Below are 21,443 nucleotides of genomic sequence, written 5' to 3' on the forward strand. Positions count from 1 at the left end.
GGGCGACCGTTGAACTCGTCATCGAGAACCTTCTTGGCCGCGGGCAGCTCGCTGTAGTCGACGGTCCCGACGACCTCCGCGCCGGCGAGCGGGTCCGCGTGTTCGATGTCGAATTCGCGGTCGTCGAACAGCCACGGGTGCCGGAATGCGACGATCTCGCGGGCGGTGGTGGCGATGTGGGAGACCACCATCGGAGCGAGCCCGGCCTGCACGACCGCATACCAGGTCTCCGGGCTGGTGATGCTGTCGAGCCGGATCGCCTCCTGTGGCGCCATCTCGATGCGCTGCATGACCACTCTGGTCTTCTCGAACACCGCACCCAGATCCACCGCGACCTTGTCACCGTCCTGGATCCGGTCGACATCGTCGTAGGGGTCGATGAACCGCGCCACATCCTCGTCCAACTGGATGTCGTTGTCCTTGCGTCCCAACCAGTCTCGGAAACTCACACCAACCCCCTCGCGCTCGTAGTAGCCCTGCCGGTCCGAGTATGTCCGGCCGGTCCGACAGATCAGAGCGCTTCAGGTGGTTCCGGTGTTTGTGTCAGAGCAGAACCGCATACTGCCTTGAGGTGTCGTCGTCAAAGGGGTGGCGGCGCAACAACTTCCAAGACAGGGGGAACATACTCATGTTCCAGGACACCGCGACGTTCCCGTTCCGGGTCAACAAGGACATCAAAGACCGCATCGGCACAGACAGTCTGCACCGCATCGGCGAGCACCTATGGCCGGTGGACTGCCAGAGCTGCGGGCACCCCTTCGGTCCGGAGGTCCCGGCCCTGGTGGTCAACGACCTGACGGTGATGGCGGCAGCGTCGCTGCACCACGCTGGTTGCCGGGCACCCTCGTGGAACGAAGGCCTGCTGAACGTGACGCGGCAAGACCACCTGTCCTACCGCACCCTGGCATTTATGCTGCCGACAGAAGTCGACGGTAGGCCGGATCCGCTGCCCACGATGCTGGTGAACCCGTCGCTGGAACAGGTGCTGCTCAAACCTGAGGCTTCGGGGTGGACCGTGGCCACCATGGGCCACTACCGCGATTACTGCGGCCTCACCGGCGTATCGGTGCCTAAGCCAGTTCCCGACGCCTACGCACAGCTACACCCGAACGGGCTGCTGACGGTGACCCTGGAACGCACCGTGCAGACCTGGGAATTCGAGACCACACCTGACGGGCTGCGCGAGTCGATCCTCGCCCGCCGCGGCGTAGCGCTCGGTGTCACCAGCGCCTACATCCCGGGCGAACACTTCGTGGTCGTAGCGGACTTCCTCACCGCGATGCAGTCCGGACAGATCGCCCTCGGATGGGTCACCCTGCGCAAATAGAACCCCGCCGACAGCGAACGGCCCCGGAACCCGCCTAGCGAGTTCCGGGGCCGTTTTCTATCCCAAATCAGTCGAGGTACCGCCACCGAATCCGGGTGACGAACGTGTCCGGGGTGCAGCCCTTGTGGCTGCGGCAGAAGAACTCGACGAACTCCTCCGGTGTCATGCCCGGAAACCCTTCGGCCTCCACGTCCTCCGGACCGATGAGGGCTAGGCGCTCACGCCGCACGTCGAGGACTTCGACGTCGACGATGCGCACCAGCGGCTCCCCAGGCTTGCGGCCCATGACCTTGCGGCACAGAGTCAACCGGGTTCCCGGCGTCAGTGCGAGCCAGCCCATGCGGCGGGTGACGGTCTTACGGCGGTCGCGGACCGCGTCCTCGGTCAGGGAGACCGACATCAGCCTCGGCATGATGTGCTCCTGTTCTGCGGGAATTGGTTCCAGATCTGGCCGTCGAGTTCGCGGCCGGCTGATTTCGGGGTGCGCCCGCCCCACTGTTTGAAGAAGAACGCGGTCCCGGCCTCGACGCACTGGTCGCGCAGGTCGCGCACCCAGTCGGTGTGCATAGGTCGCGCTTTTGGTCCGGATTCCCCGCCGACGATGACCCAGTCGATCGCCGGTTCGGGACGCCATTGGGAGCATTCGCCGCCGCATCCGCACTCGAACCGGTCTGCGTCGTCAGGCCAGCGGCACCTGCAGCCGTCGGTGCAGGTGCCGGTGAACAGGAACCGGTCGAGGTCGATCGGGCCCAGCAGCGGCTCGCACGACAGGAACCGCACTGCGGCAGGTGTGGCGAGCAGGTCGGTGATGCGGTGGGTGACCGCGCCGTTCTCGACGCTGGTGCCCAGCCACAGGTTCGGCGGGAACACCAAACCCCGCTCGGAGGCCAGGCGCCGCGCCCGCGAGGGCCGCTTGGTCAGCACCTGGTAGGTGTGCTGCGGGGTGGCGGCGATGACGTCGATGACGGCCCGGACGAATTCCTCATCGACTCTGGCGTGGAACAGGTCGGACATGGAGTTCACGAACACCATGCGTGGGTCGCGCCAGCGCAGCGGGATGGCGAGGGCGTCTGGGTGCTGGGTGACGGCGAACCCGGGCCCGGAGGTGCGGGGGTCGCCGTCGCGCTGGTACTTCGCCGATCCCATCGCTTTCAACCGCTTGGCCATGGTCAGGGCGTAGCAGTTGTCGCAGCCGGTGCTGATGCGGTCGCAGCCGGTGACGGGATTCCATGTGGTGTCGGTCCATTCGATGCCGGTCATGCGAGGGTCCTTTCGATCTGCTCGCCGGTGATGGCTTCGACGAGGGCGCAGCCGATGACTTCGGCTGCTGCGGGGGTGACGGCGTTGCCGTAGCCGCGGGCCTGGGTCCGCTTGTCGCCCAACGCCTTGAACGTCGCCGGGAAGGCCATCCCGTCACGGATCTCAGACGGTTCGAGCATCCGGAACGTGCACTGTCCGAGCAGCTGCTCGCGGTCGATGCCGAGCAGCCCGAACCGGTCGCGGGTGGTCAAGGTGCCCATCGGCTCGGCGACCGGGTGCGCGCGCCCGGTGCGGTAGTAGGGCACCAGCAGATGCTCGGCCCCGGGTGGCTGGACCAGGCCGTGGTGGAACCCGGACGCAGCGAAGGTGGCCAACGGCTGGTCGATACCGCGGGCCGATTTCTTGCTCCCGCCGCCGCGCAGCTCGGCGATGAATGGCGGGATCGCCACACCGAGTTCGCGGCGGCAGGTCTGTGTCGGCAACGGCTGACCGGCACTGTTGGCGGTGAGTGCGGCGCGTCCGCTGGTCTGCACCACCAGCGGCGGCACCACCAGGGCGTCGGTCTCGCGGGTGGTGCGGGTAGGCATCGGCTCGGTAAGGCTGGTCGCGGCGGTGCGCCATGTCCCGCCGGCGGGGGTGAGCATCGGTGTGCCCGCGAACTTTTCCAGGCCGATCCGGATCCGTTCGAGGGTGTTGTCTGCGAGGGGTTCGTCGCGGTCGGCGATCCGGGCGCCGGGCGGCAGGTTCCAGTCGATCGCGACCGAGGCCGGTGTGGTGATCGGTTCGACGATCGCGAACTTGCAGGCCTTCGACGGGCACCGGTACACGTATTGGCCGTGGCGTATGCCGTAGCGGCCCATCTCGACGCCGGGTTTCTTCCACGCCTGCAGCGCATCGACGATCCGATCGCAGCCCGCGCACCACGCTTTCGGGCGCAGCCACTTGTCCCAATCGGGTTGGCGACCCAACGCTTTCATCCAGTACGCCACATACAGCCGGTCACGCGACTGCGGGACGGGCAGGCAGGTACGGGGCAGCACATGCCCGGAGTTCAGTGCGATCAGCCGCGTCTCGTAGCCGAGTTCCCGGATCTCACCGATCCAACGGCCCCAGTCATCCCAGCGTCGGCACTGAACAACGTTCTCCATCACCCCGGCCAGCACCGGGCGTCCGCGCGCAGCCATCGACCGCAGGTACCGAGGGATCTGTTCGACCAGGGCCCGCGACCGGGACGCGTCCGGATCCTCGATGACACCGAGTTCCGTATCGAACATCGTGTACTGATTCGACTGGTCGAAGTAGCGCTTCTCGCCCTTGGCGTCGGTCCAGGCCGGGCACGCCGGAGACGCCCAGAACAGCTCGGTCGGCGGCAGATCCTGCAGCACAATCTTCTCCACATCACCGGGCGGAAGATGCTCCGCGCCAGGGAAGTTCAGCTCGTGCACCGCCACCGCGACCGGGTTGTGGTTCGCCGCGATCCGCAGCTCGATCCCGGGCACCTGCTCCCAGCCCAGCGAGTCCCCGCCCCATCCGGCGAAGTACACCGTCGATTGCAGGCTCATCGCACACCCGCCGGAATGCGCTCGATCCAACGGTCGATCAGCCGGGTCAGCGTAGCCAGCCACGCACCCGCGAAAACCTCGACATCGGTGGCGCGGGCCGCAAACAGGACACGGGATCCGCGCCAGCTCAACGGGATATCGGCACCAACCAGCTCAGTCAGCGGTGTGGTCATATCGGGCCACATGTAGACACCCGGACCCATCAACGCACCGAAGTACACCAGATACCCCTCAGCATCCAGGTGTGGTGTGCCCTTCCCGTCGCGTCGCCGCTGCTCGATCGCGGCGACCGTCTCGGTGTCGGTGGGGTCGATGCCGTAGGAGACCAGGTGCTGGCGCAGTATCCGCCGCGCCCGCTTGCGCCCTACAGACTCCCCGACGTCGCGCAGCAGCCACTCCAGCACCATCGGGTGCGGCTCGTCGAGCTGTCGTGTCAGCGCCTGTGCCCGGACTTCGGCGCGGGCGCAGGAGTCCTCGTAGGTACTGCCCCAGGCGATCTGGGTCGGGTCTGGTTGTTCACCGGTCAGCACCGCACGCAGCGCGGCCAGCTCAGCCCGGTAGGTCTGCGCGTTCTGCCCGACCGCGGTGGGCAGAACGGCCTGCGCATCGCTCAGCAGCGTCCGCGCCCGGCGGCGCTGCCCGAACGTGCTGGCGCGGATGGCCTCGACCGCGAACGCGAGGACCACCGAGATATCAGCGTGTTCCTCGCGCAGGGTGCGGTCACCCACCTCGGGGGCATGCGGACCGGCGGCGAAGTAGTCGGGCTCGGTAGCGGGATAGGAAGGATCGAAAGTCAACGTCATGACCGACTCCGAGATAGGAGGGACGGAAACAAACCGTCGCGTGACCACTGTTAGCGAACAGCGATTGCGACCACTGTTCACGTTAGGTACCGTCTCGCAGTATGTCAACACTGGTCGCGACCACAGGTAACATCAGGGGCTATAGTGCGGATATGAGCGAAGACGACCGCGCCCGCCGGATCGAGCAGGCCCGAACGGCCTACGACAAGGCCGCCGACGCCTACGAATCCGCGCGAGAGGCGCTGTTCAACGAGATCCTGGCCGGACTCGACGAGGGCATGGGACCTAGCGCCGTCGGCCGACACTCGAAGTTCACCCGCGAATACGTCGCCCGCATTCGCGACGGGAAGGTCAAAGGCCCCAGAGACGCCTGAACCTACCGAGATTGTGGCGCGCTACACCTCCGGCGCGGGCACCAGCGAATCAGCCCGAACGCTGAACGGATACCTACCCGCGGCCTCGAGAAGCACGGACTCGACGATCGCGTAGCCCTCGTCGTCTAGTTCCAGGACCTGAAAGACGGAGGCTCCGCCCGCGACCAGCAGCACCTTGTCACCGACCTGAACCATGACGGTGAGCCTATCTCGCCAGACCGTCCAGTACGTGGCAGTATCGAATGCGTGTTCGATGCCGGGGATCGGGTGGCGTGGTGGGCTGACCGCGATGGTCGCTCGCTCGAGCCCGGCCACCCCGACGCGATCCGGCGAACAGGAATCATCGCCAGTGTGCAGCGTCATCCCGCCGACAACAGCCAGATCGTTGCCTACCTGGTCGAGTGCCGCGGCGGTGTCAGCGGCTCGTACATCACTACCGTCCGCCCAGACCACGGCCACCAGCTCACCCTCGCCGAATGAGAGCACCCCTGAAACGGAGAACTCCCCTGCCGGCGCCAGGACCAGCGGGGGGAGTTCTCCGTTCGGGCGGTTGCGGGGTCAGTCTTCGGCCTGTTTCGAGGTACCGCTTGGACCCGAGCACGCACCGCTACCCTCTGTTTGACCAGCTGGGATGTTCGGATTCGGTGGCGTGGCGGTGGTCCGGCTCGTTGTATGGGGGTGAAGTCTCACCCCCAGTACTCGCCGCGTTTTTTCCGCTCCTCCACGTCGGCCCGATACTGAGCTTCCTGGTCGGTCCCTATTTTGTCTTCGTCGCCGAAACGGTCCCGCAAATGTATTTGCTCTTCGGGTGGCACGGCATCGCGCCGCGCGTTGAATTCTGCGAATCCCGCTTTGATTCGGGCAAGTTCTTCTTGGGAGATGTCCACGGGCACCTCACCAGGCGCGTAGAACGTCTTCCCGTTTTTTCTTTCCGGCATTGTCTTCTCTCATTCCGTTTTGTGTCAGTGGGGTAGGTCTCGGGGAAGTTCGCGCATTTGAATGATTTCGCGGCCGCCCGGTCCCGGAAATCGGTCGACTACCTGGAATGGAGTATCGGTTTTGAAAGCGACCTCCAATTCTTCCGGAACGCTCGAATGGTGGCCGATGTACCGGCCGTCATTCGACCATATCTGAAATTCGATCGGCCGGTCCTTCGCTGCGGCCGGGGTAGCGGACGACGACGTAACGGCGTGCTCGGTGATGACGGCGTCGGGCTGGTATTTCGCCAGGTCTTCCGGCGACATGTCGGTGCGCCGGGTCACCGGCCCTTGATAAACCGGTGCCTTGTCGAGCGCGGAATTGATCGCGTCTCGCTCGGCGGCCTGCGCGGCGGTCAGCGGTTCGCCACTGCGCAATGCGCCGTTGATTTCACCGCTGGAACCGGTGTAGCGCGCGATTGCGTCCAGGTCTTCGCGCGGTAGGTCCGGCTTCGGAATGCCTTCGGGATGCTCGATTTTCGGCAGCTCGATAGGCTCCTTTTTCGGCGGCCCGGACGGTGTGTCCGGTTTGGGTTTGAGTCGCCCGCCTGGAGCCAGGTCTTCGAGCCTTTCCATTTCCCGCACGTGCCGCGACAGATCGGCATCCAGCTTCACCCCGGCGGCGATCCGGCGCTCGGTCTGCCATCGTTCGATGAGCAGCCGCATCGGGCGGGCGTAGCGGGCGCAGATGGCCGCGGCACCAGCTACTCCGATAGCGGCGCTGGCGCCAAGGGTGATCCAGCTCGACGCGATCGAGATCGCGGCGTTGATAGCCAGTTCGGTCAGCAGCGCATCACGGATGGACTCGAGCTGGACTTTGAGGTTGGCGCGCAGCTCGTCCAGCGCAACGCGGTGATCGCGGCAGGATGCGGCCAAATCGGCCATGGCCGTAACGACAGCAGCGGCCGCGCCCTTCAAGGCGCGCAGATCCTCATCGATGAACGCAGATTCCAACGCGGTGATGCGGTCGAACGCGACAGCAGCGGCCTCGAGCGCGGCGGGGAATCCGGCGACGGCGGACGCTGAGCGGACGCGGTCCCAGGTATCGGCCGCATTGCTGATGGTGGTGGCGTTGCCGTCGGGCACGATGATGCCGATCATCTCGGCCAAGCCGATGCCCTCATCGACCAGGCCGTTGCCGGGGCCACCCGCCGACGGTAGCGGGATGTGACACACGATCACCGGGGGTAGTGGCGCGGTCGGCCGGACGGGCAAAGCTCCGGCGCCGATGGTGGCGCCGTGTTCGGCACATTCGTGGTTGTAGCCGATCTGCTGCAGGATCAGGGCGTATCCGTGGGCGGCGGTGGCGACTTTGGAGACCATGCGCAGGATCTCCGCGGCCCGGTTGTCGTAGGAGACGCCCCACTTCTTCGCATCCGAGTAGCTTCCGGCCATGTCGGTGGCCTTGGCCATGTTCGGCCATTCGGCATCGACGGCAGCCCAGAACCCGGCGGCGGCGTCGGCGAGCTTGGTCGCGGTGTCGTAGTAGACCGGCACCGCCACATCGAGAACGGTCACCCAGCGGCCCCGGTGCCACGACCGAGCATGGCCGCATTCGCTGCCGCTGCCGCCTCGTACTGCGCGCGTGCCGCGGTGGCCGCGGCACGCATCTTCTGCAGGCCGTCGCGGATTTCGGCGGCGGAAGCGGTCCATTCGGCGTGTGCGGTGGCGTGCGCGGCCGCGGACACACCGCTCCAGTTCCCTTGGACGGCGGCGATACGCTGCTCCACTTCGCGTAGGGAATCGGCGACGAAACCGTTCAGCCCTTCCATGCGGGTGGTGACGTCGTCCAAGTGGGCGAGGTCTACGCGATATTCAGTCATTGTGGTGTCCCCCCAACAGGTTCGGTTCGGATGTCGATCAGATCGGAGGCAGGCTCAGCGAGCCGTAGTCGCCGGCGTTCGTGGTGTCGGTGGCGACGCTGCGCTCGACCACCACACCCAACAGCTCAGCCATGTCCGCCAGCGCCTCGAACACCCCCAGGGCGGCGGTGTGCGTCTCATCCCATGCCCCGGCGTAGGCAGTGGCCGCCGTGCCGCGCCAGCTGGTCATCAGGCCATCGACTTCAGCCGACGCCGCACGCAACCCGCTGATCAGATTCTGGGCGGTCTGCTGTATGTAGCGCCCGGCATCGCAGACATGCTCGGGCACCACGACGAACGCGGTAGGCGACGCCGCGGGGGCGGCGGTAGCAGTCACGGGATGGCTCCTCGGTTCGGTGATTCTGGGGTGACTCTTTCGGAACGTAGGACGCACCCGACCGCCGCCCGGTTCCATCTCGGCCCGAACTCACCGGTCCACGAGAGCTGGTGGGCGAGTTTTCATTCGAGTGGAACCGAACAACTCATCGGATCGTCCTATCCACTCGAGAGCAATCACCAGGCGATGAGAGAACTTCGAGGGGACCCACACGTGCAGTCAGAAACACAATCGAACCGGCTGGGCCTGGACCCGACCGCTGTAGCGATCTACACCGCCGCCATGGATCGGGTAGCCGCAGAACTGGATTCAGCCGCGCAGCTGGTCGACGCCATACCAGCCACCGACCAGCTCACGGCAGATCTCGGACTCCTCGGCCGCGGGTTCGCGACAGAGTTCGCCGCGGCGGTCACCTCGCATGCTGGTGCGCTCTCGATGGGTGCGCGGCTGGTCAGTGAGTACGGGCGGGTGCTGCGCGACTACAGCGGCGTCGCCGAGACGATCGACCGAGATACCGCTGAGGCGATCACGCGGAAAGCCGCGACGCTGTGAAGCCCGGCCATCGGCAGGATCCGCCGATCGTGGCCGCACTGGTGCAGCCCCTGCTCGAGCTGCGGGCCGCGTTGGGCACCGGGACCACGGTACCGGACCAGACACTGGTCTCAGCCCTGCAGGCGGCCGTCGAGCGGGTCGCCGACACCGACCCTGAGCATGCCCGCGGCCTGCACGCGCTCGAATCCTCGTGGGACACCGGCGCCGATGCGGTACCGGTTCTGCGACGCACCCGCCACGAAATAGGCACGGTCGCCGACCACGGCCCGCGATACCTCACGCTGCTGGCCGATGCGCACGCGACCAACGCCGCCGCCGCCCGCGGCGTGGACCGGATCATCACCGAATTCCGGCGTGACGCACGAGAAGTCGTGGACACCGCGACAACCGCGCCGGACGCCGACCGGGTGATAGACCTCGCCTCCCGTGCCCTGCGGGATGCGATCACCACCGTCAACGCCGCGCAATCGGAGATGGACGACCACACTAGACGACTACGCGGGCTGGACCCGGGTCCGCTGTCGACCCCGCGTAGCTGGTCGACATCCCCCGGCACGATCCACATCCCCCCGAGCCCGACACCAGCCCAGACACCCGGTGCGGGCCCTGGCCAACCGGTAGACCCAGCCGTCGCGCAAGCCGCGATCCAGGCACAAATCCAGCAAGCAGCGCTCGCCGCGGGCGTCCAACTCGGCACCAGCGTGATCGACGCCGGCGTCGAGTTCGGGCTGCACGTGGTCGACAAAGTCGCCGAAGTCGGCAACAAGCTCGTCGATACCGTCGCCGCCAGCGCCCAGACCGCGATACAGGAAGGCCTCAACCCCGGCGCACATCCGCCCGCACCCAACACAGGCACACCGACAGCACCGGTCGGCCCGGGCACACCGACAGCACCGGGCACATCGCGAATCGACTTCGGTCCGACCACACCCGGCCTGGCCGGTGCGGTTTCACCGGTACCGAACACAGCACCAGCGAAACCGGATCCGCTCGCTTCATCACCGCAGCAGCCGGTGAAACCCATCCCGGATCCAGGGCCAGCTTCCAGCACTGCGGGTCCACTGGTAACTCCACCAGCGGCTCCTCCTACGCCGCCGACCGCGCCAGACCACAAGCCCCGGCCCGGGCAGCTCGGCGTCACGATGCCCACAGCAGTGTCCTCACTGCTGCTCGATGAGCCCGCTGGTGTCGTCGGACCGGCGGCTACGTGAGCGACACCAACGGCGATAAGAGCACCGACGCGGGACCGTGGGATCTGGGATTGCCGATGATCGGTGATCCTGCGACGGAAGAACAAGAGCACTCCACACAGGCAGACCGCGGGCCAGGCGACGACGACTGGCAGCAGTGGCTCGCAACCCCCAACGACAACGCGGACCTCGTGCCCGACCACTACGAGGACCGGCGACCGGTTTCGGTCGACCAGGCGGGCGACCGAAACCGACGACTTCGAGGACGATTACGACGACGACGCGGGTGCTCCGTCGATCATCGACCGATCGGGTGGCCACCGTCGCGTGGGGACGCCGCGGTCGCTGCCGTCCGCCCCTCGCCGCGAACCGCGCGGGTCCAGACCTGCGGCAGCACTCGGCATCGTCGCCCTAGTCGTGCTCGTCGTCGTGGTCGTGCTCGCGGTAGCCGTCAACACCGATAAAGCCAAAGCCGCCCAACGCGCGTCGGCGACCGTGGCGACCACGGTTACGGCGACCTCGACCACGGTGGCTGTCTCGACCACGCTAGCCGCACCACCACACGCCCACACCCTGCCCGGATGCGCCCAAACCCGGGCAGGGAACCGGGTTTCCGGCACCGGACCGGGCAGCACCAGCAGCGGGCCCGACGCCATTCTGGCCTTCGAGCACGCGTACTACGTGCTGCGCTCCGGCATCGCGGTGCGTGCCGTGGTCGAGGGAACCGCCATCCCGGATGCCGAGCAAATCCAGCACGGAATCGACCAGGTGCCCGCCGATACCCGCTACTGCGTGGAGATCAGCCCGATGCAGGCTGGACGGTTCCTCGTCGACCTGACCGAGCAGTGGCCCGGCGAACCCTCCGAATCCTTCACCCAAGTAGTCACCACCACCAGCACCAGCGGCCGAACCCTGATCACAGCCATAGCCCCGACCTGATCAACCGCCAAGCGGCCATCGCCCGAGCACCGGGTCCAGCCATCAAAATCACTGCCTTCCGAAACCTGCCGAAAGGACCAGCGTGGATTCCGTACCCGTCACCTCGCCCCGTCGACCGAAAGGCTCGCTCGCACAGTGGCTCACCGCACTCACGGCAGTCGTGGCCCTGGTCGTACTCGTCGCCGCGACCGTGCTGACGCTGGACTACCTACACCGCATCGTGCAGTGGTACGACGTGCGGCACCCGGGCGGGCCACCGACCGTGGCGACCTTCCAAGAGCACTGCATCGACTACACCCGATACGTTCTCGACCAGCACCGCGCAGGGCTCACCCTCGAACAGATCCAGGCCACGCTCGACAAGGCCGCTCACGTCTCCGATCAGTTCAACGCGCAGGGACGCCGCCTCGACCACCCACAAGCGTGCGGGACACCCGAGGAGATACTGCACACCGCAGGCCTGAAGTAAGAGACAACCCTGCGGTGTGGTGATCGGAGGCAAGCGAGCGAAGCTCGTGCGGCAGCACCTTCCCAAGACGCCCGGCACGCCAACGGCAGCGAACGTACGGGCCTGACGGCCGTCGCCGTTCCTCCCCCGAATCCTGTGCCATCCTGACCGTTTTTCCGTCCCACCCCGTCCCTGGTTTGTTGACCACCCTCGGTCCAGGTACGCAGATCGAGGGTGGTCAACAAATCGGACACCGGAGGAAGGGGACGGGGTGGGGCAGGACCGTCCGCAGCTCAGCGGCGGTCCACTGGCGCGACCAGCTTCACGACCAAGGTAGCGACCAGCCTCGCGACACTTGCGCGTCCCTAATCGCGAGGCTGATCGCGATTAGGGACGCGAGTCTGATCTACCGGAACCCCGGCTAGCGGTCAGCGACCCCGACCCTGGTCTCGGATCTGGCTGGTGTCGGACGCGGTGTAAGGCCGGGCGGTCTCCGAGGCCGACGGCGGCCGCTGCGTGGTGGCTGTGCGCGGATCGGTGCCGAAGGCGAGTTGGGAAATTCGCCAGGACTGGATGGCTTCCTCGTCGATTCCGGCCGCCCGCATCTGCTCCACCCGCTGCTCGATCGACTCCCGCCCAGATCCCCGCGCCGGCCCCTGCTCACGTTCCGCGAGCTGATGCTGCCGCTCGCGCAGGACCTGCAACGGTTCCAACGCCCGATCACGCAACTGCTGGGCACGAAGCAGTTCCTGGCGGGCGGTGTGCGCGTCAGCGATCGCCCACAGCGTGCGGATCAGCTCCTCGACCAGCCGCACCGTCTCCGCGGCCGGGTCGGGCCGCCCGCTGTGTTTAGCGAGCTGGATGAGGATCACCGCCACCGCACCCAGCCCGGGCGGGCGCTGCTGGCCTTCGGCCGGCGGGCGCCACCGCAGATGCGCGGGCCGCTGCGCCGAACGAGTCAGCTCCGCGGCCGCGTCGGCGAACACTCCCGGTTTCGTTTCCACGCGCCGCGACCACGCCGCGAACACTCCCGCCGCGCGCCCGGCCGCGCGCGCCCACTCCCCGTGGCTGTCGGCAGGGATCGTCGCCAAGTATTCGTTCCACCTCTGCAGATCGCGGTGCGCCCGCGCCCACATCTGCGGATCATCGAGAGTCTGCGCCTCCCGCCCCCGCTGCCCCCCACTGCGGCGGCCGGCCTTCCACGTCGCCAACGCCTCCGCCCGCGCTTCCAGGGAGTCGTCCCACTGATCACGCAGCGCGGGCAACGCCAGATCCGTCGACAGCGTCCCCCCGGCGTACCAGGGCCCAGTGTGGCTCAGCTCCTCGATCGTCAGGGGCTTCCCACCACCAGCCAACTGCTGCGCTTCGGATTTGCGGTCCGCGGCGATGTCCGCTGCGCTGCGCCAGCGCACCGCATACCCGGTCACCTCGCCGCCACCTTTGCTGTAGCGGGGGCGGATCGAGATCCCGGCATCCCGGATGCGGCGCACGAACTCCGCCTCACTCGCCGACGCCGACGCCAACGCCCGCACCTCCAAACGCAGCTTGTCCCGCTCGGTCAACTCCTCACCGCTGCGGGCACGACGTTCGGTCTCCGCCCGCGAGTTGCCCTTCAACGCGCCGCCGTCCTCGCGGGAGGCCAGCACCTCCAGCCCGTAGCGGTGCTCGAGCAGGTTGCACACCTTCTGCGAGCGCGCGTAGTCACCCATCGGGCGGCCCGTGACCGGGTCAGGGAAAAAGGTGTCGATCTTGCTGCCGTCCTCACGGACGAGGGACGCGGCGATGTGGATGTGATCGCCACCGGAGCGGTCCGCACTCGCGCGGCCGTGACGCACCGCCACCCACCGCACCCCCGCTTGGGACGGGTCGACGAACCCCATCTCGCGCATGAAGTCTTCCGCGATCGCTTTCCACGTCTCGTCCGACAGATCGCCCTCTTCGGCCCGCAACGCCAACGAGCAATGCCACACCGGCGCATCCCGCAGCACACCCTTCTCCCCCGCCACCGGCCGCTCGATTACCTCCACCGCGCCAGTGTTCGCGCTCGCAGCGCGGGCCCGCATCCGGGCACGGGTGCCGTGCAACTTGCGCGGCAGATCTATCTCCCGCGCAATCTCCAACGCCACATTCCTCGCCGACCGATCCGCCTCCGAGCCGTCGAACCGGGCCAGCCACGCCGCCCGCATCACCGACGCCGAGCCCGCGACCACATGCCGGTCGGTGTGCTCATTCGCCTTACCCGGACCCAACAGATACACCATCAGCCCACCGAGCTTGGCGCCACGATTGATATTCGGATTCACGACCCCGCCCTCACCGTCGTGTCACTTCGCGCGCCAGCTCATCCAGCCGCGCCGCGCGCGCCGCGAGATCCTCCAACACCACCCGCAGCTGGGCGAGAGTGTCGTCGATGTCCTCAGCCAGCGTGCCGGTCACATGCGCGGCGTGCGCGATCTGATTCAGATTGCCGCCGATCTTCGCCAGGTGCTCCACCCGCACCTCATCCATCGCTCCCGCTGCCGACAGCAGGATCCCAGCAAGGGTCTTGCGCTTGGGCCAGGGCAGCCACGGCCCCGCCTCATCCGCTTCCCCTGCCACGCGGCCGCCAGTGGGGTTCAACGCCGACTCCGCCAGATACCGCGGCACCGTCATACTCGCCTCCGCCGCAGCCTCCGCGAGCGCGGCGGCCTCGGCCTCCGACACCGTCACCCGGAACCGCTTCACGCTCGCGCCGATGTTCTCCCGCCGCTTGCGCGAACGGGCCCGTGTCACGTCCTGCATCCGCCGCTTCGACGCCACGCCCTCCCCGGTCGTCGGCGACGTCGCGGCGGCCGAATCCGGCCGCTCCGGCACCTGGGTGACCACCTCGCACCCACCTCCCTCTCTGGCTCAGCGCAGCGACACCCGGCAACCCGGGTGGACCTCGCCCCAGCGAGGTGACCACACTTATGGCACATAAGTGTTAGCTTGCTCCGCCGGGGCTGGCCTCTGAGCATACCGGAGCGCGATCGCCGCGACCAGCACGAGACGAGACCGAACAGAGCCCTGTAGTCACTCCGGCAGCGACAGCCGCCGACCCTTCGAAGGCGTGGCGCGACCCGCGCCACGCCTTCCCTTACACCCCGCCTCTGGGGCGCTGGACGGATGAGCCGGTAGGGTCCAGACACGACGAGACCCCGGCGGCTAAGCCCCGCCGGGGTCTCGTCTCTGTATTCGGAGGATCTCAGGTCACTTCTCGCCCTTCCGGTCACCGCGTTTGCGCAGTTCGATCAGTCGGCCACCGCCGGACTCCTCGGTGGTGCGGCCGGCCTCCGCACGGATCCGCTCAGCGGTCGCCTTGATGGAGTTGATCGTCTTGTGGTGCACCCCGGTGGCTTCGTGGATCGCGTTCGTCGACGCGTTCACGGCCGCCATCTCCAGCACCTGCACTACGACCTCGGGGCTCAGCCGACGCCCCACCCCGGCAGCCCGCACTTCCTCGGCCAGTGCCACAGCCGTGCCCGGTACGGCCTGCACTTGGGGCTGCACTTGGGGCTGCACTTGGGGCTGCACTTGGGGCTGCACTTGCTGCGGCGAGTCCGCACTTTCGGGCAGGGAGACAGCAAGTGCGGACTGCGGCCGGACGCCTGCACCAGAAAGTGCAGGGGCGGTCTTCGGGTGCGAGCGGGTCGCAAGTGCAGGCTGCGACGACCGGGAAGTGCGGAGAGAAGTGCGGGGTTCCGCAGCGGTCCGAGTGCCCTCGTTACCGGAGGTAGAGGCGATTTCGTCTGCGTCTGCGACCAGTTCGCGCGGCTCGGTCTCGGCTGCCTCGGGCTGCCCTGCACTTTCGTCCGCACCGTCGCTGGCGGCCGTAAGTGCAGGCTCGACAGACGGTGCGGGCTCCAAGTGCGGGGCAGACTCGACATCTACCCTTTCCGCACTTTCGTCCGCACTTCGGTCCGCACCGGAGTGAAGTGCGGGGGCCTGCACTTCGACTTCGGGCCGGTGATCGGTGTCCGCACTTTCCGCACCAGCGAAGTGCGGATCGCTCTGCAAGTGCGAAGCGGCAGCGGAAAGTGCGGGCTCCTCGAGGTGGGCGAATTCGTCAGTCGGCGCCTCGTGCGGGAGCGCCACCGTGTCGTCGGCAGTCCTGGGAGCGCTGGGCTCGGCCGCCGGCAGGGCAGACACCGCCTCGTCCCGCCCGGTCTCGGGGCGCTCGGTGAGGATGCCCGGCAGGATCTGGTTCCCGGCGCCACCGACCTGTGTCAGGGCCACCAGCCGGGCGTGCAGGTCCTCGTGGTCGGGGACCGCTGCGGTCGCTCGTTCGATCGCGCTGCCGTAGCGTTCGGCGACCAGGCGGTGGGTGACCAGGGCGACGCCGATCATGATCGGTGCGATCCCGTGCACACCGAAACCGGTCACATCCCCCTCCCGGACGTACGGGAAGGTGTTGAGCGCGATGCTCGCCGTCAGCAGAATGCCCTCAACGGTGTAGACCTGCCACAGCTTGTCGATGACACCCCACTCGGCGGTGTCGGCGGTCGAGAGCATCAACGCGACCAGCACGACACTGATCAGGGCTTCCAGGCCGTAGGACAGCCACCACATCGGATTGCCCATACCGCCGGTGGGCGCGATGTTCTGCTGCACCGTGACCGCGGAGAACAGCATCGAGAACGCCACCACCCCGGCGAGCAGCCCCAGCACGCGCGGTTTGCGCTGATGCAGCCGCGCGACTTTGGCGTGCGGGCTGCTGCTGTGGCGCTGCTCCCCGATCGCTTGCGCGGCCCGCAGTAGGTCCGCGGCCTCACGCTCGGCCAGCTGTGAGGCTGTGCGCCGCACCCGTTCGGCGGCGTCGGCGGCGGCCTGGATACGAGCTCGCTGCTCGTTGCGTTCGTGGTCGCGCATGAGCTCGGCGAGCTCGCGGGCGTCGGTGAGCTCGCGCTCCGACAGCGCCGCCAGCAGGGCAGGGTCGTCCTGATGCGCCAGCCGCTCACGCGCGGTCTGCACCCGGTCGGGCAGCGCACCGACGATCAGGCCGTCCCCATCGGGCGGCGGCGCGATTCTGGATTTCGGTCGGGGAAGCATCAGCGGGAACCCTTCTCGGTTGTGGTGTCGGCGTCGAGGGCGCGTTGCAGGGCCTGGAGCTGGGTGTCGTGCGCGGACTGGATGCGGGCGATCTCGCCGCTGTGGTCGCTGCGCAGCTGCTCGCGGTCGGCGCGGGCCTCGGCGCGGGCGGCGACCAGCTCGTCCCGCAACTGCCGGATCTCGGCCCGGTCGGCCTCGACCTGGGACTTCGCTTCGGCACGGACCGCGTCGACCTGGCCGCGCAGCTGCTCACGCTCGCTGCGGGCTTCCTCGCGGGCCTTGGCCAGCTCGCTGCGGAGCCGACTGGCCTCGGCGCGGGCGTCGGCAGCGGCCTGCTCGGCGCCAGCGCGTTCGGATACGGCCTGGTTGCGTTCCTCGGCCGCACGACGGGCCAGCTCGTCATAGCGCTCGATCCGCTCCTGAGCGTCGGACTCGATCCGCGCGATGCGGTCCTCGGCTTCGGCGCGCACAGTGGCGATCTCCTCGCGGGCCTCCGCAGCATCGCGTTCGACCTCGTCGATCCGGGTTTGCGCTGCGCGCTTGGCATCGGCTTGGGCCTGCGTCGCGACCTGGATTCGGGCCTCGGCGTGCTCGCGGGTCGCCTGGATCTCGTTCTCGGCGTGCTGCCGAGCCTCAGCGGTTAGCCATTCGGCGTGAAGCTGTGCCTCGGAGGCCAGCCAGCGAGCGCACTCCGCCGCGTAGTCGGCCTGATCGGCCGCGATCCGCGCCGCGTCGTTGGCTTCCTCGAGATCGTCACGGGCCCGACGGGCCTGCGCTTCGGCGACCTCGGCCCGGCCTCGGGCTTCCGCGACAGCCCTTTCCGACTCGGTCCGGACATGCTGCAGCTCAGCCGCCTGTGCCTCGTCGTCACGCGAGGTGTCCAGGTTCTGCGCGATGGCGGTCAGCTTGCCCGCAAGGTCGGACATCGCTTTCCGCGCTTCGGTGAGCTGGTACTCCAGGCTCATCCGCGCCATCGACACCGGTGCGTCGGTCTGGGCGATATCGACCACCGCGCCGCCGGCGGCGACTTTCTTGCGGCGCCGGTCCTTCTCCTTCCAGCTGTTCGCGGGGTTGTGCAGCGCTGACCCCGGCGTGTCCCGCTGATAGCAGTACTTCGACGGGGCCCCCGTCTCCGGGTCCGGCCTGGTCGGACGTGCGCAATCCGGATAGGCGCAGATCCGTTGCGCCTGCGACGACGCATCATCCTCGGAATTCGACATGACTCAAGTCTACCACTTACATATCTTTAATTTCCTATCTTTCAATTCCTATCCGATAGGAAATTAAAGATAGGAAATTCTGCCTGCAACGTCGGGATCGACACCAGTACCTGGTGTTGCACCCTTGTATTCGCGGTGCGACGACGACGGCCCCGGCAGGGAGCCGGGGCCGTGGTGGATTGCGCGTATGCGGGTGGTATGGGGTTGTCGTTGGGGGTTATTCGGTGATGTTGCCGTTCTCATCGGCGTGGGGCACGCCCGCAGCATCGAGGTAGGCGTTGATCGCGGCGTCGACGGTGTCGGTGAGGACCGCACCTTGTCGCCGGACCCATTCCAGGCGTCCGAGGGTGCTCGCCTGGACCTGGGTCGCGAGAGGCCGTTTGTTGTGCCTGGCCTTCATCGGCAGCTGGACGGTCGGCGGGGGCGGTGTGGGTATGGTCTTATCCTTCCCTGCCGGGCCGGGTGACTCGGCTGTGACGGCCGCAGGATCCGGGGCCGGCGTGGACTTGGCGGTTTCAGGGACCGCGGGCGAGGCCTGCTCGTGCCGAATTCGTTCGGCCTCGGCGCGACGCTCGGCCCGTGAGGGCGCCTTGGTCGAAGGCACGCTGATCCCGGGTGTGGAGGCGTTCACGCGCGGATCCGCTCCGCGAGGCGGACCGCGGCGTCGCGATAGGCCACCGCCGCGCTGCACGTTGGAGCGTGGACCGCGACCGGAACCTGCTTGTCTTTGGCTTCGCGGACGCGCACGGTATGCGGGATCTCGCCGAGGTAGGCGCCGCCATCTGTCCAGGCTCCCCAGTCCCGCAGCAGGCCCTCACGCACGTTCTGCGCGGCCTTGGTGTTGCCCTCGTAGTCAGCGAGTAGCACGTATCGGATCTCGAGTTCTTCGTTGAGGCTGTCTTGCACGTCCGCGACCGCCGAGCCGAGGCGGACCAGGGCGTCGACCTCGTCGGGACCAGCTTCCAGAACGGCCAGGACATCGTCAGCGGCAGCCATCGCGGCCTCGGTAAGCGCGCCGAGAGCAGGCGGGCAGTCGATGAGGATCACGTCATACCCGGTGAGGTCATCGAGCTGCTTTGCCAGCCGCAACTGTCCCCCGGGACCGAGACCCCCCTTCTCCAGACGCCGCAGTGCCAGCGCCGCGGGCACCACGTCGACACCGAACTCGGACTTCTGAATCGCGTCGGCCAGCGGTACTCGGTCGGCTCGCTCGTCGGTGAGGACCTCGAAGGCAGTCGCGTCGTTCGGGCCGACGGTGATACCGAGCCCGCTGGTGCTGTGCGCCTGCTGATCGACGTCGATTACCAGCACCCGCAGATCCAGCCGAGCCAGCTCAGCTCCGAGGTTGATCGTTGTGGTCGTCTTTCCGACACCGCCCTTCTGCAAGGCGATGGCGATGACGCGACCGATCGCGTCATCTGACTGTGCCGCCATGAATCCTCCGCTCATCAGCACATGTAAGGCTGCATACAGACATGCAAGGCGCATGCTAGGCGCAGGCATGCCCCTCAGCAGGACTACCCGCCACATCACCAGCGTGTCCGAACACATCTCTGCCGGTAGCCCTGCATGCACGTTTACATGTATGTCTTCATGTAGGTACGTCATTTCGCGAAACCAAGAGTGGTCAGTCCTCACGGGCCAGCCGCGCGATTTCGCGGCGAGCGGCCTCGGCGGCGGCGCGGGCCTCGGCGGCAGAGCTGATCGCGCGGCGGCCGGCCTTTGCAGCGACGGCCACCGCGACAGCTCGCGCCGGGGAGTCGGGTGCGGCGACGACCTGGGCCATGGCTTCGGTGCGGCGCTGCTCGTTCTCTTCTCGCTGGCGGGTCTGTCGCTCCAGTTCGAGGCACGCTTCGCGGGCCCGGTCCAGCAGCATGGGTGGTTCGTCGACCGGTGTCGAGCTGAGCAGCCACGCTAGGTATGCGTGGGGGTCGCGGGGCCGGTCGAAGATCTTGCGGCCGGACAGGTAGACCTCGTCAAGCGCGGCGTGCACGTCGTCGACCCGCCAGCCTGCCAGCGCGCGGCGGGTCAGGACGGCCGCGAGTCCTTGTACCCCTAGTCTGCGTATCCAGAGCGGGAAACGAGCGTCAGAACGGACGTGAGCGGCCAGCAACAGGGCTCGGGAGTCGTACGCGCGGGGCCGCTTCGACCTCCCCTTCTTGTCCTGGCCGCGCGGAGCGCGTCCCTTTGTCCCGTTGTGTAGTGAAACAACTGAGCTGGGGCGTGAGAGAGAAAGAGAACCACCGCTACGCGGTAGTGGGGTGACAAAGTCCTGTTCAAGTAGTGATTTGATGATCGACTTATCCACAAGGTGGGCATAAGCGGGGGATTCGATCAGCGCGGCGACGGCTGTCCAGCCGCGGTTGGGGTCATCGCGCCGCCAGGAGTCCAGCCGCTCGTTCTTGGTGCGGTGGCGTCCGCGGAACACGACCTGGCGCTGATCGAGCAGTCGGGCAAGCTCGCGGCAGCGTTTCACGGTGCGGGGGTGGCGTTCGATGCGCTCGCTCAGGTGCTTCACCGAGGGGCGGCAGTCGCGGCCGGTGCCGAGGTCGGCGCAGCCTGACTCGGCAATGGCCCACGCCAGGAACGTGTCTCGACGCACCGATGGCGCCCGCAGCGTGGCGCGCAACTCCTTGTAGAGCAGGTCGTATAGCGCCAGGGAGTAGGCGACCCACCGACGCTGAGACCACCAGCAAGACGGAACGTCCGCGTAGAGGTCTTCGGGCTGCTCGAGCTTGAGTGCCGGGGGCTTGAACAGGCTCCAGGAGCGTGGTGCTCCGGAGCCCTTTTTCGCGCCGATAGTCCGGTGGGCGGATACCGCCGTCCGGACATGAACGTGCTGGTTGTCACGGTTTTGTCGCGCGTGCTGTGTCGCAGTTGTACCGCTATATGGGCGTGCGCTACCGTGAGACTTGCTTTCCAGAGCAAAGTCCCTTCTAAGGGCGAGACCAGACCCTCGGCGTGCAAGGCCGGGGGTTTCTCGCGTTTATGAAGTTCTTCCATCTGCGGGACTTCGCAGTGACCCCGCTTAACTATCAGCCTGCCGCGGCAAGTTCCTCCTGGTCATGGACTATCTCGGGAGCTGTCGCACAAGCTACCGAGGTACTTTCCGGACATTGGGTTACGCGCTGAGCTGCAACTGGTCCGACGGGCGAACCCACACGAGGTCGGGACGGTCGACATGCCGCGCCATCGTGTCCGCGATGTACTGCGAGATGCTGACGCCTTGTGCAGCAGCGCGTTTCCTGACCTCGTTGTAGACATCTCGTGCGAGGCGAGATTGCGTGAGTTCGCGATCGCCCTTGTTCGGCTGAGCCATGAGGGGCAGCCTTGCATCTCGAATCTGATACGCCCCGCCGACACGCCGGATCCGAGTTCCCACAATCCATGGGACATCCGTCTCGCTCATGCTGAGGTGGCACTTCTGATGAAAAGTTGTCGGGCTCGTAGCAAAAAGTACAGGGCCAGCTCAATCCACCTAGGTGGGAGGAACTCTCGCGCTCACTGCTGTGTGAGACGCGGCAG

Annotated in this window: 24 protein-coding genes; 6 read left to right on the forward strand and 18 right to left on the reverse strand. The window is 67.2% G+C overall.

What is annotated here, in order from left to right; translation table 11 throughout:
- Window positions 1-449, reverse strand: a 449-nt coding sequence (locus AB0H00_RS29440) for a hypothetical protein (RefSeq protein WP_357272656.1), incomplete at its 3' end; no start/stop codon positions are given.
- 179 nt (window positions 450-628) lie between these two features.
- Between AB0H00_RS29440 and AB0H00_RS29445 the strand changes: the two genes are divergently transcribed.
- Window positions 629-1,327 carry a hypothetical protein gene (locus AB0H00_RS29445; RefSeq protein ID WP_357272659.1) on the forward strand — a complete coding sequence of 233 codons (699 nt, stop codon included), beginning with the start codon at window positions 629-631 and terminating at the stop codon, window positions 1,325-1,327.
- Window positions 1,328-1,394: 67 nt separating this feature from the next.
- On the opposite strand, the gene AB0H00_RS29450 is transcribed toward AB0H00_RS29445, so the two are convergent.
- From AB0H00_RS29450 to AB0H00_RS29465, 4 genes are read right to left on the reverse strand one after another with little or no spacing between them, the layout of a single operon-like run.
- Entirely contained in the window at window positions 1,395-1,739 is a 345-nt protein-coding gene (locus AB0H00_RS29450; protein WP_357272661.1) for a hypothetical protein, read from the reverse strand.
- A complete protein-coding gene (locus AB0H00_RS29455) occupies window positions 1,727-2,587 on the reverse strand; it encodes a phage Gp37/Gp68 family protein (protein ID WP_357272663.1) in 861 nt (286 codons plus the stop codon). The genes AB0H00_RS29450 and AB0H00_RS29455 overlap by 13 nt, the downstream gene beginning before the upstream one ends.
- Window positions 2,584-4,149 carry a DNA cytosine methyltransferase gene (locus AB0H00_RS29460; RefSeq protein WP_357272665.1) on the reverse strand — a complete coding sequence of 522 codons (1,566 nt, stop codon included), beginning with the start codon at window positions 4,147-4,149 and terminating at the stop codon, window positions 2,584-2,586. The genes AB0H00_RS29455 and AB0H00_RS29460 overlap by 4 nt, the downstream gene beginning before the upstream one ends.
- Window positions 4,146-4,952, reverse strand: coding sequence for a hypothetical protein (locus AB0H00_RS29465; RefSeq protein ID WP_357272667.1), 807 nt, complete (start codon window positions 4,950-4,952; stop codon window positions 4,146-4,148). The genes AB0H00_RS29460 and AB0H00_RS29465 overlap by 4 nt, the downstream gene beginning before the upstream one ends.
- A gap of 152 nt (window positions 4,953-5,104) precedes the next feature.
- Here AB0H00_RS29465 and AB0H00_RS29470 point away from each other — a divergent pair, with 152 nt between their 5' ends.
- Window positions 5,105-5,326: a hypothetical protein gene (locus tag AB0H00_RS29470; protein WP_357272669.1), complete on the forward strand. Its 222-nt coding sequence runs from the start codon at window positions 5,105-5,107 to the stop codon at window positions 5,324-5,326.
- 21 nt (window positions 5,327-5,347) lie between these two features.
- Here AB0H00_RS29470 and AB0H00_RS29475 read toward each other — a convergent pair whose 3' ends face one another.
- The 5 genes from AB0H00_RS29475 to AB0H00_RS29495 all read right to left on the reverse strand — a co-directional run bounded on the left by AB0H00_RS29475 (window position 5,348) and on the right by AB0H00_RS29495 (window position 8,502).
- Entirely contained in the window at window positions 5,348-5,812 is a 465-nt protein-coding gene (locus AB0H00_RS29475; RefSeq protein WP_357272671.1) for a hypothetical protein, read from the reverse strand.
- A 200-nt stretch (window positions 5,813-6,012) separates the two neighbouring features.
- On the reverse strand, window positions 6,013-6,264 hold the full coding sequence (locus AB0H00_RS29480; RefSeq protein WP_357272673.1) for a hypothetical protein: 252 nt from the start codon (window positions 6,262-6,264) through the stop codon (window positions 6,013-6,015).
- A gap of 24 nt (window positions 6,265-6,288) precedes the next feature.
- On the reverse strand, window positions 6,289-7,821 hold the full coding sequence (locus tag AB0H00_RS29485; protein ID WP_357272676.1) for a hypothetical protein: 1,533 nt from the start codon (window positions 7,819-7,821) through the stop codon (window positions 6,289-6,291).
- On the reverse strand, window positions 7,818-8,126 hold the full coding sequence (locus AB0H00_RS29490; protein WP_357272678.1) for a WXG100 family type VII secretion target: 309 nt from the start codon (window positions 8,124-8,126) through the stop codon (window positions 7,818-7,820). Before AB0H00_RS29490 ends, AB0H00_RS29485 begins: the two co-directional genes overlap by 4 nt.
- 37 nt (window positions 8,127-8,163) lie before the next feature.
- Window positions 8,164-8,502: a WXG100 family type VII secretion target gene (locus AB0H00_RS29495; RefSeq protein ID WP_357272680.1), complete on the reverse strand. Its 339-nt coding sequence runs from the start codon at window positions 8,500-8,502 to the stop codon at window positions 8,164-8,166.
- 213 nt (window positions 8,503-8,715) lie between these two features.
- Between AB0H00_RS29495 and AB0H00_RS29500 the strand changes: the two genes are divergently transcribed.
- The 4 genes from AB0H00_RS29500 (at window position 8,716) to AB0H00_RS29515 (ending at window position 11,652) form a co-directional block, all read left to right on the forward strand.
- Window positions 8,716-9,054, forward strand: a complete 339-nt coding sequence (locus AB0H00_RS29500) for a hypothetical protein (protein WP_357272682.1) — start codon at window positions 8,716-8,718, stop codon at window positions 9,052-9,054.
- Between the two features lie 29 nt (window positions 9,055-9,083).
- Window positions 9,084-10,265 carry a hypothetical protein gene (locus tag AB0H00_RS29505; protein ID WP_357272684.1) on the forward strand — a complete coding sequence of 394 codons (1,182 nt, stop codon included), beginning with the start codon at window positions 9,084-9,086 and terminating at the stop codon, window positions 10,263-10,265.
- Between the two features lie 306 nt (window positions 10,266-10,571).
- Window positions 10,572-11,183: a hypothetical protein gene (locus AB0H00_RS29510; RefSeq protein ID WP_357272686.1), complete on the forward strand. Its 612-nt coding sequence runs from the start codon at window positions 10,572-10,574 to the stop codon at window positions 11,181-11,183.
- 82 nt (window positions 11,184-11,265) lie between these two features.
- A complete protein-coding gene (locus AB0H00_RS29515; RefSeq protein ID WP_357272688.1) occupies window positions 11,266-11,652 on the forward strand; it encodes a hypothetical protein in 387 nt (128 codons plus the stop codon).
- 407 nt (window positions 11,653-12,059) lie between these two features.
- Here the strand turns inward: AB0H00_RS29515 and AB0H00_RS29520 are convergent, their stop codons facing one another.
- From AB0H00_RS29520 to AB0H00_RS29555, 8 genes are all read right to left on the reverse strand, one after another.
- Window positions 12,060-13,934, reverse strand: a complete 1,875-nt coding sequence (locus tag AB0H00_RS29520) for a hypothetical protein (protein WP_357272690.1) — start codon at window positions 13,932-13,934, stop codon at window positions 12,060-12,062.
- A 10-nt stretch (window positions 13,935-13,944) separates the two neighbouring features.
- A complete protein-coding gene (locus tag AB0H00_RS29525) occupies window positions 13,945-14,496 on the reverse strand; it encodes a MobC family plasmid mobilization relaxosome protein (RefSeq protein WP_357272692.1) in 552 nt (183 codons plus the stop codon).
- Window positions 14,497-14,859: 363 nt separating this feature from the next.
- Complete coding sequence (locus AB0H00_RS29530) at window positions 14,860-16,698, reverse strand: hypothetical protein (protein WP_357272695.1); 1,839 nt, start codon at window positions 16,696-16,698, stop codon at window positions 14,860-14,862.
- Complete coding sequence (locus AB0H00_RS29535) at window positions 16,698-17,918, reverse strand: hypothetical protein (protein WP_357272697.1); 1,221 nt, start codon at window positions 17,916-17,918, stop codon at window positions 16,698-16,700. Before AB0H00_RS29535 ends, AB0H00_RS29530 begins: the two co-directional genes overlap by 1 nt.
- Window positions 17,919-18,135: 217 nt before the next feature.
- On the reverse strand, window positions 18,136-18,549 hold the full coding sequence (locus AB0H00_RS29540) for a hypothetical protein (RefSeq protein ID WP_357272699.1): 414 nt from the start codon (window positions 18,547-18,549) through the stop codon (window positions 18,136-18,138).
- Complete coding sequence (locus tag AB0H00_RS29545; protein WP_357272701.1) at window positions 18,546-19,352, reverse strand: ParA family protein; 807 nt, start codon at window positions 19,350-19,352, stop codon at window positions 18,546-18,548. The genes AB0H00_RS29540 and AB0H00_RS29545 overlap by 4 nt, the downstream gene beginning before the upstream one ends.
- Before the next feature lie 193 nt (window positions 19,353-19,545).
- Window positions 19,546-20,520: a hypothetical protein gene (locus tag AB0H00_RS29550; protein ID WP_357272703.1), complete on the reverse strand. Its 975-nt coding sequence runs from the start codon at window positions 20,518-20,520 to the stop codon at window positions 19,546-19,548.
- A 519-nt stretch (window positions 20,521-21,039) separates the two neighbouring features.
- Window positions 21,040-21,237 carry a toxin-antitoxin system gene (locus AB0H00_RS29555; protein ID WP_357272706.1) on the reverse strand — a complete coding sequence of 66 codons (198 nt, stop codon included), beginning with the start codon at window positions 21,235-21,237 and terminating at the stop codon, window positions 21,040-21,042.
- Window positions 21,238-21,443: the final 206 nt, after the last annotated feature.

This window comes from Nocardia sp. NPDC023852, from assembly GCF_040639505.1.
In the GTDB taxonomy this organism is placed as follows: domain Bacteria; phylum Actinomycetota; class Actinomycetes; order Mycobacteriales; family Mycobacteriaceae; genus Nocardia.